Annotated in this window: 16 protein-coding genes; 8 read left to right on the forward strand and 8 right to left on the reverse strand. The window is 58.6% G+C overall.

What is annotated here, in order from left to right; all coding sequences use genetic code 11:
• Positions 1 to 157 precede the first annotated feature (157 nt).
• Positions 158 to 1,057, forward strand: coding sequence for a lipid A hydroxylase LpxO (gene lpxO, locus ACA069_RS14310; protein WP_497618151.1), 900 nt, complete (start codon positions 158 to 160; stop codon positions 1,055 to 1,057).
• A gap of 163 nt (positions 1,058 to 1,220) precedes the next feature.
• Here the strand turns inward: lpxO and ku are convergent, their stop codons facing one another.
• A complete protein-coding gene (gene ku, locus ACA069_RS14315) occupies positions 1,221 to 2,087 on the reverse strand; it encodes a non-homologous end joining protein Ku (RefSeq protein WP_401272067.1) in 867 nt (288 codons plus the stop codon).
• A 189-nt stretch (positions 2,088 to 2,276) separates the two neighbouring features.
• Between ku and ACA069_RS14320 the strand changes: the two genes are divergently transcribed.
• On the forward strand, positions 2,277 to 2,597 hold the full coding sequence (locus ACA069_RS14320; RefSeq protein WP_489879871.1) for a hypothetical protein: 321 nt from the start codon (positions 2,277 to 2,279) through the stop codon (positions 2,595 to 2,597).
• A 52-nt stretch (positions 2,598 to 2,649) separates the two neighbouring features.
• Entirely contained in the window at positions 2,650 to 3,795 is a 1,146-nt protein-coding gene (locus ACA069_RS14325; protein WP_497618154.1) for a PQQ-dependent sugar dehydrogenase, read from the forward strand.
• 43 nt (positions 3,796 to 3,838) lie between these two features.
• Here the strand turns inward: ACA069_RS14325 and rimI are convergent, their stop codons facing one another.
• Positions 3,839 to 4,942: a ribosomal protein S18-alanine N-acetyltransferase gene (rimI, locus tag ACA069_RS14330; RefSeq protein WP_401272070.1), complete on the reverse strand. Its 1,104-nt coding sequence runs from the start codon at positions 4,940 to 4,942 to the stop codon at positions 3,839 to 3,841.
• 92 nt (positions 4,943 to 5,034) lie between these two features.
• Here rimI and ACA069_RS14335 point away from each other — a divergent pair, with 92 nt between their 5' ends.
• The 4 genes from ACA069_RS14335 to nudC all read left to right on the forward strand — a co-directional run bounded on the left by ACA069_RS14335 (position 5,035) and on the right by nudC (position 9,393).
• Positions 5,035 to 6,609, forward strand: a complete 1,575-nt coding sequence (locus ACA069_RS14335; RefSeq protein WP_401272071.1) for a RimK family ATP-grasp domain-containing protein — start codon at positions 5,035 to 5,037, stop codon at positions 6,607 to 6,609.
• Between the two features lie 7 nt (positions 6,610 to 6,616).
• Positions 6,617 to 7,540: a magnesium transporter CorA family protein gene (locus ACA069_RS14340; protein WP_187681218.1), complete on the forward strand. Its 924-nt coding sequence runs from the start codon at positions 6,617 to 6,619 to the stop codon at positions 7,538 to 7,540.
• A gap of 204 nt (positions 7,541 to 7,744) precedes the next feature.
• A complete protein-coding gene (locus ACA069_RS14345; RefSeq protein WP_401272072.1) occupies positions 7,745 to 8,557 on the forward strand; it encodes a crotonase/enoyl-CoA hydratase family protein in 813 nt (270 codons plus the stop codon).
• 5 nt (positions 8,558 to 8,562) lie between these two features.
• Positions 8,563 to 9,393 (forward strand): NAD(+) diphosphatase, encoded by an 831-nt coding sequence (gene nudC, locus ACA069_RS14350; protein WP_497618157.1) that lies wholly within the window; start codon positions 8,563 to 8,565, stop codon positions 9,391 to 9,393.
• Here nudC and ACA069_RS14355 read toward each other — a convergent pair.
• The 3 genes from ACA069_RS14355 to ACA069_RS14365 form a co-directional block, all read right to left on the reverse strand.
• Positions 9,361 to 10,140, reverse strand: a complete 780-nt coding sequence (locus tag ACA069_RS14355; protein ID WP_489881394.1) for a TSUP family transporter — start codon at positions 10,138 to 10,140, stop codon at positions 9,361 to 9,363. The genes nudC and ACA069_RS14355 overlap by 33 nt on opposite strands.
• 236 nt (positions 10,141 to 10,376) lie before the next feature.
• Positions 10,377 to 10,856, reverse strand: coding sequence for a nuclear transport factor 2 family protein (locus tag ACA069_RS14360; protein ID WP_103302046.1), 480 nt, complete (start codon positions 10,854 to 10,856; stop codon positions 10,377 to 10,379).
• Between the two features lie 55 nt (positions 10,857 to 10,911).
• Entirely contained in the window at positions 10,912 to 11,475 is a 564-nt protein-coding gene (locus ACA069_RS14365) for a TetR/AcrR family transcriptional regulator (RefSeq protein WP_401264371.1), read from the reverse strand.
• A gap of 236 nt (positions 11,476 to 11,711) precedes the next feature.
• On the opposite strand from ACA069_RS14365, the gene pssA reads away from it, so the two are divergent.
• A complete protein-coding gene (gene pssA, locus ACA069_RS14370; RefSeq protein ID WP_401264369.1) occupies positions 11,712 to 13,055 on the forward strand; it encodes a CDP-diacylglycerol--serine O-phosphatidyltransferase in 1,344 nt (447 codons plus the stop codon).
• A 122-nt stretch (positions 13,056 to 13,177) separates the two neighbouring features.
• Here the strand turns inward: pssA and efeO (ACA069_RS14375) are convergent, their stop codons facing one another.
• The 3 genes from efeO (ACA069_RS14375) to efeO (ACA069_RS14385) are packed head-to-tail and all read right to left on the reverse strand — an operon-like array spanning position 13,178 to position 16,545.
• Positions 13,178 to 14,002: an iron uptake system protein EfeO gene (gene efeO, locus ACA069_RS14375; RefSeq protein ID WP_497618161.1), complete on the reverse strand. Its 825-nt coding sequence runs from the start codon at positions 14,000 to 14,002 to the stop codon at positions 13,178 to 13,180.
• Between the two features lie 27 nt (positions 14,003 to 14,029).
• A complete protein-coding gene (efeB, locus tag ACA069_RS14380; RefSeq protein ID WP_489881391.1) occupies positions 14,030 to 15,328 on the reverse strand; it encodes an iron uptake transporter deferrochelatase/peroxidase subunit in 1,299 nt (432 codons plus the stop codon).
• 17 nt (positions 15,329 to 15,345) lie between these two features.
• The gene (gene efeO, locus ACA069_RS14385) at positions 15,346 to 16,545 is read right to left on the reverse strand and encodes an iron uptake system protein EfeO (RefSeq protein WP_497618163.1); all 1,200 of its coding nucleotides are present in this window, start codon (positions 16,543 to 16,545) and stop codon (positions 15,346 to 15,348) included.
• Positions 16,546 to 16,551 lie beyond the last annotated feature (6 nt).

A 16,551-nucleotide genomic window follows, 5' to 3' on the forward strand; every position in this document is an offset into this window, starting at 1 on the left:
AGTTACAAAGTGTGGCTAAAATGCCAGCCATTCACCCAGCGCCCTACAGCGGCGCGGGCTCAAGGACGTGCCATTTTTACTCAGACCACTGCATCAGACGCTAGGCCACTGGCCGCCAGGCGCGCAGTTTGTTCACTTCTGACGTGTGACGATTTCCGTGAAACTCATCATTGCTGCTATTTATGTCATTTCCATTGCATACGTCCACCTGCGTGGCCGCGTGCGGCACAAGCTGGGCCGGCAGTTGAGTGACCACTCGACGTTTCTCGCGCCGATCAACTGCTTTCTGTACCTGTTCTCGAAAAAGCCGAACCAACCGTATCTCGATCCGTCCGAGTTTCCCGATCTGAGCCCGTTGCAGGCGCACTGGGAAGAAATTCGCGAAGAAGGACAGAACCTGCTCCGTGCCGGCGAGATCAAGCGTTCGAACCAGTACGACGATGTCGGCTTCAACTCGTTCTTCAAAAGCGGCTGGAAGCGTTTCTACCTCAAGTGGTACGGCGAAAGTCATCCGTCGGCGATGAAGTTGTGTCCGCGCACCACCGAGCTGGTGCAAAGCATCGGTTCGATCAAGGCTGCGATGTTCGCCGAACTGCCGCCGGGTTCCAAACTGGTACGCCATCGTGATCCGTACGCCGGCTCCTACCGCTATCACCTGGGTCTGGAAACGCCCAATGATGCCGGTTGCTACATCAATGTCGACGGGGAGAGCTACCACTGGCGCGATGGCGAGGCGGTAATGTTCGATGAAACCTTCATTCATTACGCAGAAAACACCACCGACAAGAACCGGATCATCCTGTTCTGTGACATCGAACGTCCGATGAAGTATCGCTGGGCCGCAGCGTTCAATAGCTGGTTCAGCCGCACGGTGATGTCGGCAGCGGGTGCGCCGAACGATGCGGGTGACCGGACCGGTGGGATCAACCGGTTGTTTACCAAAATCTACAAGATCCGTTTGCGTGGTAAAGAGCTGAAAAAGCGTAATCGTGCACGGTATTACATGGAGAAGTGGGCGATTTTTGGCGGTTTGTTGGCGGTCTTCATCCTGATCTGATTGACGCACCGCCCCCCGTTCACTGTAGGAGCTGCGGCACGCTGCGATCTTTTGATCTTGGCCCTTAAAAACAGGATCAAAAGATTGCAGCGTGCCGCAGCTCCTACATGAAAAGTGACTGTCTCAAAAGCAACCTGTCAGTTACCTGACAATCCCTCAGTTGTCATTCCCCAGAGGCTTTCTTGGTTCGCTTGGCCGGCGCAGCTTTGCTGGCTGCCTTGGTCTTCGGTTTAGCCGGCGCCTTGCCACCCAGGCTGCGTTTAAGCAACTCGGTCAGGTCGATCACATCGGCAGTCTTGCGCTCTTCCTCGCCGCCCACCGTTTCAACATCCTCTATCTTGCCTTCGTGGGCCTTTTTCTCCACCAGCGCCATGATCTTGTCTTCAAATTCGTCGTTGTAGTCTTCGGGTTTCCAGTCCCCGCTCATGTCCTCAACCAACCGTTTGGCCATGTCCAGCTCACCTTTGGCCAGTTGTGGCTTGGTGACCTCGCTGCCAAGTTCCAGTTGATCAAGACCGCGTACCTCTTGCGGCCAACGCAATTTGACCAGCACCAACGCCGACTCCAGAGGCATCAACGCCGCCAGATACTGGCGCGTATGCAAAACCACGCGGGCGAGGGCAACCTTGTTGGTCTTGCTCAGGGTTTCTCGCAGCAACGCGTAGACCTTACCGCCGCGCTTGTCCGGCGCCAGGTAGTAGGGCGTGTCGATGTTCTGTAGCGGAATCTGCTCGGCGTCGACAAAGGAAAAGATGTCGATGGTCTGGGTCGATACCGGGTGCGCCGAGCGGATTTCCTCTTCGCTGAGCACCACATAACGGCCTTTTTCGTAGGCCACGCCTTTGACGATATTTTCCTTGGTGACTTCCTTGCCGGTCACCTTGTTCACGCGTTTGTACCCCACCGGGTCCATGCTGCGGCTGTCGAGCCAGTCGAAGTCCACGCCTTGGGACGACGTCGCTGAAACCAGCGCAACGGGGATATGCACGAGTCCGAAACTGATTGCGCCTTTCCAGATTGCGCGAGCCATGGTGAGTTCTCCGAGTGATGTTCAGGTGACCTGTGGCTCGCGGCGAAAGTTTCCAATGAATGCGGCGGTTTCGGATGACTTGGTCAAGCCGTGTTACATGTTGTTTAAGGCTGACGGGTTAACAAATCCGAACCCACGGCGTAGCGTGCACTCGAAGGCTCTATTCCACGCACACCGAGAGGCCATCCCATGAACCGATTTCTAATTGGCGTCGCCGTCCTGACACTCAGTGGTGGTCTGGTTCATGCGGACGTCGTGCTGGCGCAGAGTCCGGCCGGCAACAGCAACAATCCCTACAACAGCCCGATCCGCCGGGCCAACCCCAACAGCATGCAGGGCACCCAGCCCAGTGCCCCGCCAATCCGCGCGCCGAACACCGTTCCTGCACCACGTCAGCCCACAGTCGAAAACCGAGGTATTGGCAACGGCCAGCCGATTCGTTCGGTGCCAAGTACGCCACCTACATTCATTCCCAATCCACCTTCGCGAAGCACCAACACTAATCGTTGAACGGCAGGGCCGAGTTTCTGCCAGCCTTTGAAACAGACAAAAGGAATCGTGCATGTTGCGTAAAACCCTTCTAGCCACCCTTTGCGCCGGCGCACTGATCAGTGCTCCGGCGTTCGCCGCGGCCCCCAAGGAGCTGCAAAGCGAGCAGGGCACCCTTGAAGTCACCACGATTGCCCAGGGACTCGAGAATCCATGGGCGCTGGCCTTCCTGCCGGATCGCCAAGGCATGCTGGTGACTGAACGACCGGGTAACCTGCGAGTGGTTGGCGCGGACGGCAATCTGTCGGCACCGATAAGCGGTGTGCCCAAGGTATGGGCCAAGGGGCAGGGCGGATTGCTGGATGTCGTCTTGTCACCGGACTTCAAACAGGATCGCCTGGTTTACCTGTCATACGCCGAGGGTGGCGGAGCGGGGGACAAGGCCGGGACGGCGGTGGGTCGCGGCTATTTGTCGGATGACCTGAAAACGCTGAAGGACTTCAAAGTCATTTTCCGTCAGGAGCCTAAGCTCTCCACCGGCAACCACTTCGGTTCGCGGTTGGTGTTTGATCGCGACGGCTATCTGTTCATCACCCTGGGCGAAAACAACGACCGGCCGACTGCTCAGGATCTCGACAAGCTGCAGGGCAAAATCGTACGGATTTATCCGGACGGCAAAGTCCCGGACGACAATCCGTTCGTGGGGCAATCCGGCGTGCGGCCGGAAATCTGGTCTTACGGCATTCGCAACCCGCAGGGTGCGGCGCTCAACCCGTGGACCGGCACAGTTTGGGAAAACGAACACGGGCCGCGTGGTGGCGATGAGGTAAATATCATCGAACGCGGGAAAAACTACGGGTGGCCGCAGGCGACTCACGGCATCAACTATTCGCTGCAGCCAATCCCGGAAGCCAAAGGCAAAAGTGTCGAAGGTGCGGTTGATCCGCACCATGTGTGGGAAAAGTCACCGGGCGTTTCGGGAATGGCGTTCTACGATGGCGATCGGTTCAAGCCGTGGCAACACAACGCGTTTATCGGCGCTTTGGTTTCTCAAGAGTTGATTCGATTGCAGTTCGATGGCGACAAGGTTGTGCATGAGGAACGCTTGCTCGGTGAGCTCAAGCAACGGATCAGGGATGTACGGCAAGGCCCTGACGGTTATCTCTATGTGCTGACTGACGAGTCCGATGGTTCGCTGTACAGGATCGGTCTGAAATAGCGCCGTGCCGGACAGGTGAGGGGAGGTGCCCCTCACCTTGGGTTCAGCGCGCATTGCGGCTGTACAAAATTACGGCAGCCCGTAACTTTCCCCGTCCAAACCGGCACATCTTCTCGAATTCCCCGTGACTGACCGGCACATGCTGGCAGTCCATGGGTTGTCGATGCTGGCTGTGATCGACATCCGGGTCGTGCAGGTAAACGAAATCCTCATCACAGTCAGTCACCACCACCCAGTGCGGTGACTTGGATCGGGTCAGGCGATAGCTGCTGATCAGCACTAGCGGCTGCCCACCTGCATCAAGCAAGCGCGGCAAATCGAGCGGTGCACCGATCACTCGCTCCACATCGGTGTCCTGCAACTGCGCAGTGAACTCCTCGTGAACCAGGCGCATGACGTCTTTTTTATGCTCATCGCGCACTCCGTCAAGAAACAACGGTCCGGCCAGGCTCAGCTCAAGACGTACCCGAAAACCGCGCTTCCATGCCGCGAGTGCCAACCCTTGCGGACTGCACCCGCCATGACCCGAAGTCATGAACACGGTCGTTGCCTCGCGCCAGATCTGCAACTCCTCGCGTCGCTCCAACAAACGCTCCGCGTGCAGTGCGCCCATGGCCATCAACAGACACGCCGGGCCGCAGGTGAAGTCTGTGGTTTGCCCGTACCAGGGCACCTTGATGTTCCGCGAATCCCGGTGCTGAAGAATGCGTTTTTCCAGGCGCAGCGCATCCGCATGGTCCTCGTAGTAATCGTGAATCAAGGCGAAACGCCGGTAGCCGTTGCGTTCGTACAGAGCAATGGCGGCGGGGTTGTCAGTACGCACCTCCAGGCGCAGGTACGCGCAATCATGGTCCAGCGCGCAGGCCTCGATCCGTTGCAGCAGTTGCTTGCCCAGACCGGTGCCGCGAGCCTCGGTAGCAATTGCGATGGAATACAGCCGTGCCAGTGACGTCCCCCGATGAAACAGCACCAGCGCGTAACCCAGCAATTGCCCGTCACGCTCGGCTACCAACAATTGCGCGTGAGCCCGGGTGATCATCCACTGAAAGCTGCGACTGGTGAGCCGATCCGTGGTGAAACATTGCATTTCCAATGCCAGCAGCGCCGGCAGATCTTCAACTACCGCCAAACGAAAAACAGCACTCATATGACCACCGTAAAAGTTGCGTAACGAAACGGGACTTTCGAAAAACTTCGTGCTTAATAGAAAAGGTCTTGTTCTCCAACGGATCAATCTCTATGTCAGCGGTACAGGGTCATTGGCGCGAAGTATCGGAGCAAAGTTTGCCGGCGGCAACTTATTTAAATTCAGCGGTTAGAGCATCCAGTCAAGTGTTGATCATTGTCGAGCGCAAGGAAGATTGGGCTTCATATTTCCCCAGCGACGACATCATCACAGCGCAGGAATACCTGGAGCAAACCCGTGAAAGCGAGTCGGGAAAACGTGTGCAGGTGATCAACCTGTGCCGCAGCTACAAGTACCTGGGCCACGGATATTACTGCTCACTGCTGGCGGAGGCACGGGGGCACAAGGTGATTCCGTCGGTGCGCACAATCAGCGAACTGACCAAGAAGTCGCTCTACGGCCTGGCGCTGGATGATCTCGATAAAACCCTGGAAAAAGCCCTTAGCCATCACCTTTACAGTGATACCGAAGGTTTTACCCTGACCCTTTATTTCGGCAAAACGCATATCGAGCCATTACAGGATCTGGCCCGTCAGTTGTTTGAAGTATTTCCCTGTCCGATATTGTTAGTTGAGTTCAAACGAACCAACGGCTGGCACATTGAAGGTATAAAGTCCGGCGCCTTGCACAAGTTGCGTGATGATCAGGAAGATCAGTTCGCCAATGCACTGGACGGCTTCAGCCGTAAAGTCTGGCGGGTGCCGCGTTCGCCACAAGTGGCCCGTTATGACCTGGCGATCCTGCACGATCCACAAGAGGCGTTGCCGCCGTCCAACCCAAGGGCGCTGGAGAATTTCATTCGGGTCGGCAAGACCATGGGCATCGACGTCGAACTGATCGAGCGCAAAGATTACGCGCGACTGGCCGAGTACGACGGCCTGTTGATCCGCGAAACCACCAGCGTCGACAACCACACCTACCGGTTCGCCAAGAAAGCCGAAAGCGAAGGACTGGTGGTGATGGATGACCCGACGTCGATCCTGCGCTGCACCAACAAGGTCTACCTCACCGATCTGCTCAACAGCCATCAACTGGGTATGCCCGCCACCGAGATTCTCTACAAGGAGCGACCCGAAGACTTCGAACGGGTGGGCGAGCGCCTGGGCTTTCCGTTGGTGCTGAAGATCCCCGACGGCTGTTTTTCCCGTGGTGTGATCAAGGTGGAAAGTCAGCAGGCGCTGCTCGAAGCCACGGCCGAACTGTTTGAACACTCGGTGCTGTTGCTGGCCCAGGAGTTTTTCTACACCGAGTACGACTGGCGCATTGGTGTCCTCAACCGCAAACCGATCTTTGCCTGCCAATATTTCATGTCCAAGGGACACTGGCAGATCTACAACCACAAGGCCAAGGGCCAGGACGTCAACGGCGAATGCCGGACACTGGCCGTCCACGAGGCGCCCCGCGCGGTGGTAGAGCTGGCGGTGAAGACGGCCAACCTGATTGGCGACGGCCTCTACGGCGTCGATCTCAAGCAGGCGGGCGACAAGGTCGTGGTGATCGAAGTCAACGACAACCCGAACCTCGACGCGGGCATCGAAGACGCGTATTTGCAGGACGATTTGTATTCACTGGTGCTGGAAGAGTTCGTGCGACGGCTGGAGCTCAAACGCCGCGGCCAGGCCTGGTGAAGCGCCGATGATCAGCAGTTTTGCTCTGAGCCATGGCGCTTTGCAGCGCGTCGAGCGGTTGGACGCCGAGGTGATGCTGTTCAGCAACCCTGACGCCGCCGAGCGCGACTTGCTGCACAGTCATTTCAAAGTCGATGAACACGCACTGGCCTCGGCACTGGACCCGGACGAGGTGTCGCGGATCGAGTTTCACCCGGATCACTTGTTCCTGATCTGGAAACGCCCGGAAAACTATTCCGGCGGTGGCAGCCTGGCATTCGAGGTGTCGTCCTGCGGCCTGCTGTTCGCGCCGGGGCAACTGCTGGTGATCGCCACCGACGACACGCCGTTGCACGGTCTCGGCACTCGCCAGCCGTTAAACACGCCGCTGGATGTTTTGCTCGACTTGTTGTTCAACAACATCCATCACTACCTCGGGCACTTGAAGGTGATCAAACTGGTCGCCCGCGAGTTGCAGCAGAAATTCAACGCCTCGATGCAGAACCAGCATCTGGTGCAGATGTTCAACCTCAGCGAAAGCCTGATCTATTACATCAACGCCCTGCACAGCAACGGCGCGGTACTGACGCGCCTGCGTAATCACGCCGAGAAACAGCACTTCAGCAGCGAAGCGCTGGGCCTGATCGACGACCTGATCATTGAAAACAACCAGTGCTACAAACAGGCCGAGATTTACTCCACGGTGTTCTCCGGTCTGATCGACGCGCGCGGCAACCTGATGAACAACAGCATGAATAATTTGCTGCGCAAACTGACGTTGATCAACGTGGTGTTTTTGCCGTTGAACCTGATTGCGAGCATTGGCGGTATGTCGGAGTTCAGCATGATGACGGCGGGGACGCCGTGGTGGATTTCCTATCCGGTGTTTCTGGCGGTGATGTTGCTGGGGGCGGGTGGGATGTTGTTTGGGCTGCGGCGCTTGGCGAGTTAACCACGCAACCTCTGTAGGAGCTGCCGCAGGCTGCGATCTTTTGATTTTGATTTTGGTTTTGAAGATCAAGATCAAAAGATCGCAGCCTGCGGCAGCTCCTACATGGGAGGTGCGTTTCAGAAAGTCCCGCATTTGGCCGAACCGCCACCGTGATGCCTTGTTATAGTTCGGGCCTCATTTTCAGCCCGGTAAAGGATCACTGCCATGACTCAATACACCGCCTTCAGCGTCGAACTGGTCGATAACATCGCCCATGTGCAGATCAATCGCCCGGAAAAGATCAACTCGATGAACGCCGCGTTCTGGAGCGAGATCGTCGAGATCTTCCAATGGATCGACGACACCGACGAAGTGCGCGTGGTGGTGCTCAGCGGCAACGGTAAACACTTTTCCTCCGGCATCGACCTGATGATGCTTGCTGGCGTCGCCAATGAACTGGGCAAGGACGTCGGCCGCAACGCGCGCCTGTTGCGCAAAAAAATCCTCACCCTGCAAGCTTCGTTCAATGCCGTCGACAACTGCCGCAAACCGGTAATCGCCGCCATTCAGGGTTACTGCCTGGGCGGCGCGATCGATCTGATTGCAGCCTGTGACATGCGCTACGCCGCCGAAGATGCACAATTCTCGATCAAGGAAATCGATATCGGCATGGCCGCCGATGTTGGCACTTTGCAACGGTTGCCACGGATCATCGGTGACGGCATGCTGCGTGAACTGGCTTACACCGGTCGCACCTTCGGCGCTGAAGAGGCGCGCAGCATCGGCCTGGTCAATCGCGTCTACAACGACAAGGACGCACTGCTCGAAGGCGTGCTGGATATCGCTCGCGACATCGCCTCCAAGTCGCCGATTGCGGTCACCGGCACCAAGGAAATGATCAGCTACATGCGCGACCATCGCATCGACGACGGTCTCGAATACGTTGCCACCTGGAACGCCGCCATGTTGCAATCCACCGACTTGCGCGTGGCCATGGCCGCCCATATGAGCAAACAGAAACCCGAATTTCTGGATTGAGAACCATGACATCTCGCTGGACCACTGCAGTACTGGACACCGATCAACCCGGCGGCTGGGCCGTGGCGCGCAGCCCCGAAGGCTTTCTGTTCGATGACAACGGCGCGCTGTTCCCGCGTGAATGGCTCAAGCGTCAGGACTTGTCGATTCTTGCCGAGCACGGCATCGGCCATCTCGATGGCGAACCCGTGTATCTGCTGGAGTTGCGCAGTGCCAGCGAAGTGCCGGGTTGCAACTGGAAGGGTCTGCGAGCGTTCATGCTCGACGGCGATCACACGATCTACAAAGTGCTCGGTTACGCCGCGCAGATCGGCACCTGGGCGCGTGAACACCGCTTCTGTGGCAATTGCGGTCAAGCCATGACGCAAGTGCCGCGAGAGCGGGCGATGTACTGTCAGCCTTGCGATCTGCGCAGTTATCCGCGTATTTCGCCGAGCATGATCGTGCTGATCACCCGTGGCGACGAGATCCTGTTGGCGCGCTCACCGCGCTTCGTTGCTGGGGTCTACAGCACGCTGGCAGGGTTTGCCGAGCCGGGCGAGTCTGCGGAGGATTGCCTGATTCGTGAGGTGCGTGAAGAAGTGCAGATCGAGGTGAAGAACATTCAGTACATGGGCAGCCAGTGCTGGCCGTTCCCGCATTCGATGATGCTGGGCTTTCATGCCGAATACGCCGGCGGCGAGATTGTCTGTCAGGAAGACGAGATCGAAGACGCCCAGTGGTTCAACGTGCACGATCTGCCGCCGTTGCCGGCGTCAAAATCGATTGCACGTTACTTGATCGACGTCTACGTGGCGCGGCGTTTAGGCCACGCTGAACCAGTGCTGCCAGGCTAGGCGCACGGTCAAACCCAGTACCACGGTGATGAACACCGGGCGAATGAACTTGGCGCCGCCGCTGATCGCGGTGCGCGCGCCGAAGAACGCGCCAACCATCACTGACAGGCCCATGCTCAAGCCGATGATCCAGTCCACTTGCCCGGAAAACACAAACACTGACAGTGCGGCAATATTGCTGACGAAGTTCATGCTGCGCGCCACACCGCTGGCCTTGACCAGGTCGATCGGGTACAGCAGCAGGCTGCTGACAGTCCAGAACGCGCCAGTGCCGGGACCGGCCACGCCGTCATAGAAACCGAGGCTGAAGCCTTGGGTCGATTGCCATTTCTTTTTGATCGGTGCGTCGCTGTCCAGCGGCGCCTTTGGCGTGCCGCCAAACAACAGATACAGACCGCAGGCGAAGACGATCACCGGGAGCATTTTGTTCAGCCATTCCGCCGGCAAGTAATGCGCGACGATGGCACCGGACAACGCGCCGACCAGCGTGCCGACAATTGCGTGCACCCACTGCCGTGGATGGAACAGTTTGCGCCGGTAGAAGGTGAAACTGGCAGTGGCCGAGCCGAAGGTCGAGCTGAGTTTGTTGGTGCCGAGTACCAGATGCGGCGGCAGACCCGCCGTCAGCAGCGCTGGCGTGGTCAACAGACCGCCACCGCCAGCAATGGCGTCGATGAAACCGGCAACGAAAGCTACAAGGGCCAGAATGGCCAGGGTGGTGAGGTCAACGCTGAGTTCGAAAGGCATGGAATCGGCTTATTCGGCAAGGCGCAGATCGGGGCTGCGGGGAGGGCAGCCATGTTACTCATTTCCGGGTGTTGCGGCGACCCGTCTGGCCTCATTGCGAGCAGGCTCCGACAGGGGAATGCATTTCAACTGTGGGAGTGAGCCTGCTCGCGATGGCCGCTGCACATTCAACACCTCCGCTGACTGGCACACCGCAATCGCGAGCAGGCTCACGCCTACATTTGGAACTGTGTCGATTACAGACCGAGATCAGACAACCCCGGATGATCATCCGGGCGCCGCCCCAGTGGCCAGTGGAACTTGCGTTCGCTTTCCTTGATCGGCATGTCATTGATACAGGCGTAACGCTGGAACATCAGGCCGTTGTCATCGAACTCCCAGTTTTCATTGCCGTAGGAACGGAACCAGTTGCCCGAATCGTCGTGCCATTCATACGCGTAGCGCACGGCAATGCGCGTGTCGGAATAAGCCCAGAGCTCCTTGATCAAACGGTAATCCAGCTCCTTGGCCCATTTGCGGGTCAGGAAAGCTTTGGCTTCTTCGCGGTTATTGGCGAACTCGGCGCGGTTACGCCACTTGGTGTCGAGGGTGTAGGCCAGCGATACCCGTTCCGGATCGCGGGAGTTCCAGCCGTCCTCGGCCAGACGAACTTTCTCGATCGCCGATTCACGGTTGAAGGGGGGTAATGGCGGACGTACCTGGGCTGCAGTAGACATGTTCAGTCTCCCGATAAAGTTAATGTTTATACAACTTGTCAGGCTTATTAAGGCGTTACAGGTCCAATAACTTACGCGCCATGCATTGCGCATTATCAGCGGCACTGTGATCACCCATCACAAGCGCTACGGTAATGGCGCCGTCAATCAGGATCAGCAACTGGTTGGCCAGCAGTTGCGGGTCCTCGGCGCCATGTTCGGTACACAGCTCGCACACGTAGTCGAGCAGTTTCTGTTTGTGGTCTTTGGCGACCTGGCGCACCGGGTCCTGTGGATCGCCGGTCTCGCCGCTGGTGTTGATGAAGGCGCAGCCACGGAAACCTTCCGAAGCGAACCAGCCCTTGAGTACGGTAAACAGGTTGAGCAGGCGATCGGCCGGGGTTTCGGCCTGATCGACGGCGCTTCGGTACCAGTGCATCCAGCGCACGTCGCGACGTTGCAGGGCGGCGACGGTCAGTTCTTCCTTGTTGGCGAAATAACGATAGATGCTTTTTCTGGAGACGCCGGCGGTTTTCACCAGAAGATCCATGCCGGTGGCCGCGATGCCACTTTTATAGATCAGCTTTTCGGTGACATCCAGAATGATGTCGCGTGTCGAGGTGTCGGTGATTTCGTTCATGTGGCGAACAGTAGAACGATCGTTCTCCTTGGTCAAGCATTGATTTTTAGATTTGATCATTCCCATGCTGTGCGTGGGAATGCAGCCAGGGAAGCTCTGCGTCCCAAAGGGCCGAACGCGGTGCTTCCGTTGAGGCCATCCCACGCGGAGCGTGGGAACGAGCGTGTAGCGGGAAGACCCGAAGGGATCGATGGTGTAAGCTCTCGGGTTCTTCGGATTCGATCATTGCGAGCCCTATGCCGTTGCTTTTCAAACGTTCTCTGCTGCCCAAACTGCGCAGCTTTCCGCTGACCGCCGAGGCCGTGACCATTCTGTCCGGTGCCGCCGAGTTCCGTCGTTGCCTGCTGGAGAAAATCGCCACGGCGACCCAGCGCATCTACATCGTCGCTCTCTACTTGCAGCAAGACGAAGCCGGTCAGGAAATCCTCGATGCCTTGCACGCCGCCAAACTCAAGCGACCCGAGCTTGAAATCGCCGTGGTGGTTGACTGGCTGCGCGCCCAGCGCGGTCTGATCGGCGCCGGTAAGCAGCCAGGCAATTCGGCGTGGTATCAGGAAATGACCCGCACTCACGAAAGCGAAGTGCCGGTGTACGGCGTGCCGGTGCAGACCCGCGAATTGTTTGGCGTCCTGCATTTGAAGGGCTTCGTGATCGACGACAGCGTGGTCTACAGCGGCGCGAGCCTGAACAACGTCTACCTGCACAAGTTCGACAAATACCGCTTCGACCGCTATCACGTTCTGCGCAGCCATGAGCTGGCGGACTCCATGCATCACCTGGTCAAGCACGGTCTGATCGAATCGAAAGCCGTGCATCGTCTTGACCTGCCCAACCTGCCGACCACGCGCAGCCTGCGCAACGACATCGGCGATCTGCGCAGCCGACTCAAATACGCGACCTACGACACCAGCGCCGGCAGCACGGGCCGAGAAGGCCTGTCCGTCAGCCCATTGCTGGGCGTGGGCAAGAACAACCCGTTGAATCGGGCGATTCTTGAACTGATCGCCAGTGCACAAACACAGCTGACCATCTGCACGCCGTACTTCAATTTGCCGCTGAGTGTGATCCGCGAAATCAATCGTGCGCTGGCCCGTGGGGTGAAGATCGACATTGTGGTCGGCGACAAGACTGCCAACGACTTCTACATCCCGCCGAGCGAGCCGTTCAAGGTAATCGCGGCGCTGCCGTACCTGTACGAGATCAGCCTGCGTCGCTTCGCTAAACGGCATCAACGCAACATCGACAGCGGGCAGTTGAACCTGCACCTGTGGCGTGACGGCGACAACACCTATCACCTCAAGGGCATGTGGATCGATCAGCGCTATACCTTGCTGACCGGCAACAACCTCAATCCACGGGCGTTCAGGCTGGATCTGGAAAACGCGCTGTTGATTGATGATCCAAGGGGCGAGTGGCTGGAGCCGCGTGCGCAGGAGCTGGAGGAGATTTTCCGCCATACCACGCGGATCGAAAGCTTTAACAACCTGGAGACACTGCCGGAATACCCGACCGGTGTGGCCAAGTTTCTCAAGCGTGTGAGTCGGGTGCGGATCGAGCGGTTGCTCTACCGGATTTTGTAAGGTTTTAAATTTGTAGCGGTCATACAACCGCTATCGCGAGCAGGCTCACTCCTACAGGGGAACGCATTCCAACTGTAGGAGTGAGCCTGCTCGCGATGGGGCCTTAACAGACGCTACAAAACTCAGTTCAGACCCAATTTCCCACGCAACGTGGACAGGTCTTCCGCCAGCGTATTCACCGGCCCAACCAGTGCTTTGCGGTCGTTGCCCTTCACCTTGTCATACGTCTCGAACCCACCGTCGCTGGTCTTGTACTTGGCCAGAACCTTGTTCACGGTGGCGAAATTCTTGTCGACCTTCGCGACGAACGCCTTGTCCTGCTGCTCGATCTGCGGCCGGAATAAATCAACGATTTTCTTCGCGCCGTCGATGTTGCCCTGGAAGTCGTACAGGTCAGTGTGACTGTAGCGGTCTTCTTCACCGGAGATCTTGGTCGCGGCGACTTCTTCCAGCAGTGCAGCCGCACCGCCCACCACTTTCTCAGGCGGGAAGGTCAGGCCGGCCACGCGGGTTTGCAGGTCTTTGACGTCTTTGTTCAAGCCATCCGCCAGTGCGTCCAGGCCTTGGGTGCTCTTTTCCGAGAACAGCGAGTATTCGATGCGATGGAAACCGGTGAAGTCTTCCGACTTCACGCCTTTCTCGTGGTCGTCGACGCGGGAGTCGATGGACGCATCGAGATCACTGAACAGCTCGGCAATCGGCTCGATCGACTCGTAGTAGACGCGGGTCGGCGCGTAGAGCTTTTGCGCGGTGGCCAAGTCGCCTTTCTTCACAGCGTCGGTGAACTGCTGGGTATGGCTGGCCAACTCATCCAGTTGCTCGGTGACGTAAATCTTGTAGTCTGAAACCGGCCCGACCAGATCCAGCGGCGCGGTGGCGGCGAAGGCTGACAGCGGGGTGTTGAGCAAACCAAGGGTCAGCAATAACGCGAGTGGCGTCTTTTTCATGGGGGTGGCTCCAGAGTCGGGATTGTTTTATGCCGCTGTTTTCGGTTGTGTGGCGTTGAGCAGCGAGCGACCGATGAAGTCCTTGTCGCCGGTGACACCCGGAAGGGTGAAGAAGTAACCACCGCCGACCGGTTTGAGGTATTCCTCAAGCGGTTCGCCGTTGAGGCGGGTCTGCACGGTGATAAAGCCTTTCTCCAAATCGGCCTGGTAACAGATGAAGAGCAGACCCATGTCGAGTTGGCCGTTCTTGTTCACACCGTTGGAGTAGTTGAACGGCCGACGCAGGATCAGGTTGGCCTGGCTCGCGGCAGTGCGCGGATTGGCCAGGCGGATGTGTGCGTCGAGTTTGGTCAGTTTGCCGGCCGGATCCTTGCTGTAATCCGGGACTTCGCTCTCGTGAGTCCCACCCATCGGCGCGCCGGTAGTCTTGACCCGGCCGAGAATGCTTTCCTGTTCCTGCAAAGGCGTACGGTCCCAGCGCTCGACGAAGTTGCGGATGATCCGCACCGCTTGATAGCTGCCGTGGGCCGCCCACGCCGGTTCGTCGCTGCCCGGTTGCACCCAGACGATGTTATCCATGGCTTTGGCATCGTTGGAGTCGGGGTTGGCCGAGCCATCACGGAAACCGAGGAAATTGCGCGCCGATTGCGCCGGCACCCCGGGTTTGGCCGGGGCCTGCGGCGGTACGCTGCCTTCCTGTTTCCAGCGCACCAGCAGCAGGTCCGGCAGGTTTTTCACGATGTCGCGCAGGGCATGGATGTTGGTGTCAGCGGTGTTCGAGCAGAACTGCACACTCAAATCGCCGTGGCAGCAATCGGCCTCCAGCGCGTCGTTGGGGAAACCGACCATGCGTTGCAGGCGCTTGGGCTTGGCGTCGGCCAGACCAAAGCGCTCATCAAACAACGACTCGCCCACCGACACGGTGATGGTCAGGTTGTCCGGACTCACCACCGGGCCGAGGATGCCGGAGTCTGGCGGCGGCAGCTTCGGATCGATCTGCGCGACCGGGCCGCCCTTCATCAGGAAGGCGATACGCTCGTTGAGCGTGCGGAACAGGCGCTCCAGGTCTTCGCGATCACTGGCCAATACGTCGAACGACACCAGCATGCCTGACGCCGGGCGCGGGGTGACGATGCCGGTTTGATGCACACCGTGGAAATCGTGGCGGTCTTCGGTTTTATCGCTGCTCGGGGCTTCGGTGACTTGTGCCGGCGCTGCGGCCATGGCCGGGCAGCTCAGGGCCGATCCGGCCAGTGCGACACCGGCCGCGCCCATGCCCATCAGGACACGGCGACGTTGCAGGTTGAGTTGTTCTGAATCTTTCATCGGTACTCGTCTTCTGCTTACAGGCCGGAGAGGCCGAGGGCGGGATCAATGCCATCAAGTGCGTCGGCCAGAGCCTGGGCCTTTTCGGCGATCTGTTTGCGTTGTTCGCCGCTGACGCTGTCGTAGCTGGCGAAGCCGTCCTTGACCTTGAAACTGTTCAGTTGGGTGTCGAAGTCCGCCAGCGCCTGATCGATTTTCGGCAACAGCTCGGCGGCGGATTTGCTCAGCATCGGCCGCAGCAGGTCGACTACTTTGTGCGCGGTTTGCAGATTGGCAGCGAAACCGTTGAGGTCGCCGTGGCTGTAGCGTTCTTCTTCACCACTGGCGGCGCGGACGTCGGCCAGGGTGTTGAGGTTGCGAACGACGATGTTGACCAGTTGCTCCGGTGGCAGCGACTGGGCAAGCAGTTGCTCTTTGAGCGTGGTGACATCGGTCAGCAAGCGCTGAGATACGGGCGCGAGGTCATCGAGTTTGCGTTGCTGGAACAGCGCGTATTCGATCCGGTGGAAGCCGACAAAGGCTGAATCCTGTTCGCGTTTTTCGAAGTAATCGGCGCGGGCATTGATGCTGTTGTCCAGTTCCGCCAGGCGTTGCGCCGCTGGGGCCAGATGTTGATAGGCCGTACGCGCCGGCAGGTACAGCGCCTGAGCCTGGCTCAAGTCGCCGCTCGCAATCGCCTGATCGAGTGCGGTCACGGCTTTGATCAAAGCGCTGCCCTGACTGGCCAGATACACACGGAACTCCGACAACGGCCCGATGAAGGCGACCATCGACGGTTTGGCCTTGGCGGCGGCGTCGGAAGCGGCGGTTGGCGTTACATGCAAAGTGCCGCGCGGATTGCTCAGCAGGCCGCAGGTGATCGCGTAGTCGCCGGGTTGCAGGTTGGCGTTGATCACCTGGCTCAGGCCCGGCGCAATGTTCTCGCGTTCTTCGACCACCAGCACGCCATCGAGGATTTCCCATTCCACCGCCCGCTCGGAGCGGTTGACGATGCGGAAACTGGCGCGGCCTGCCGGTACGGTCAGCGCATTCGGCTCGCAACTGCCCGGGTGGATGTTGACGACCACTTCGTCGTGGTTGTGTTGACGTTTGGCTGCCGCCAGTTGCGAGGCATAGTAGAACAGGCCGCCGGCGGCGATCATCACGACCACCGAACCGGCCACTGCCCAGCGCAAGGCGCGGGGAGGCGAGGCCTGTGGGGTATTAGGCTTTGACATGGGTGC

The sequence above is a fragment of the Pseudomonas sp. LBUM1652 genome, from assembly GCF_059716105.1.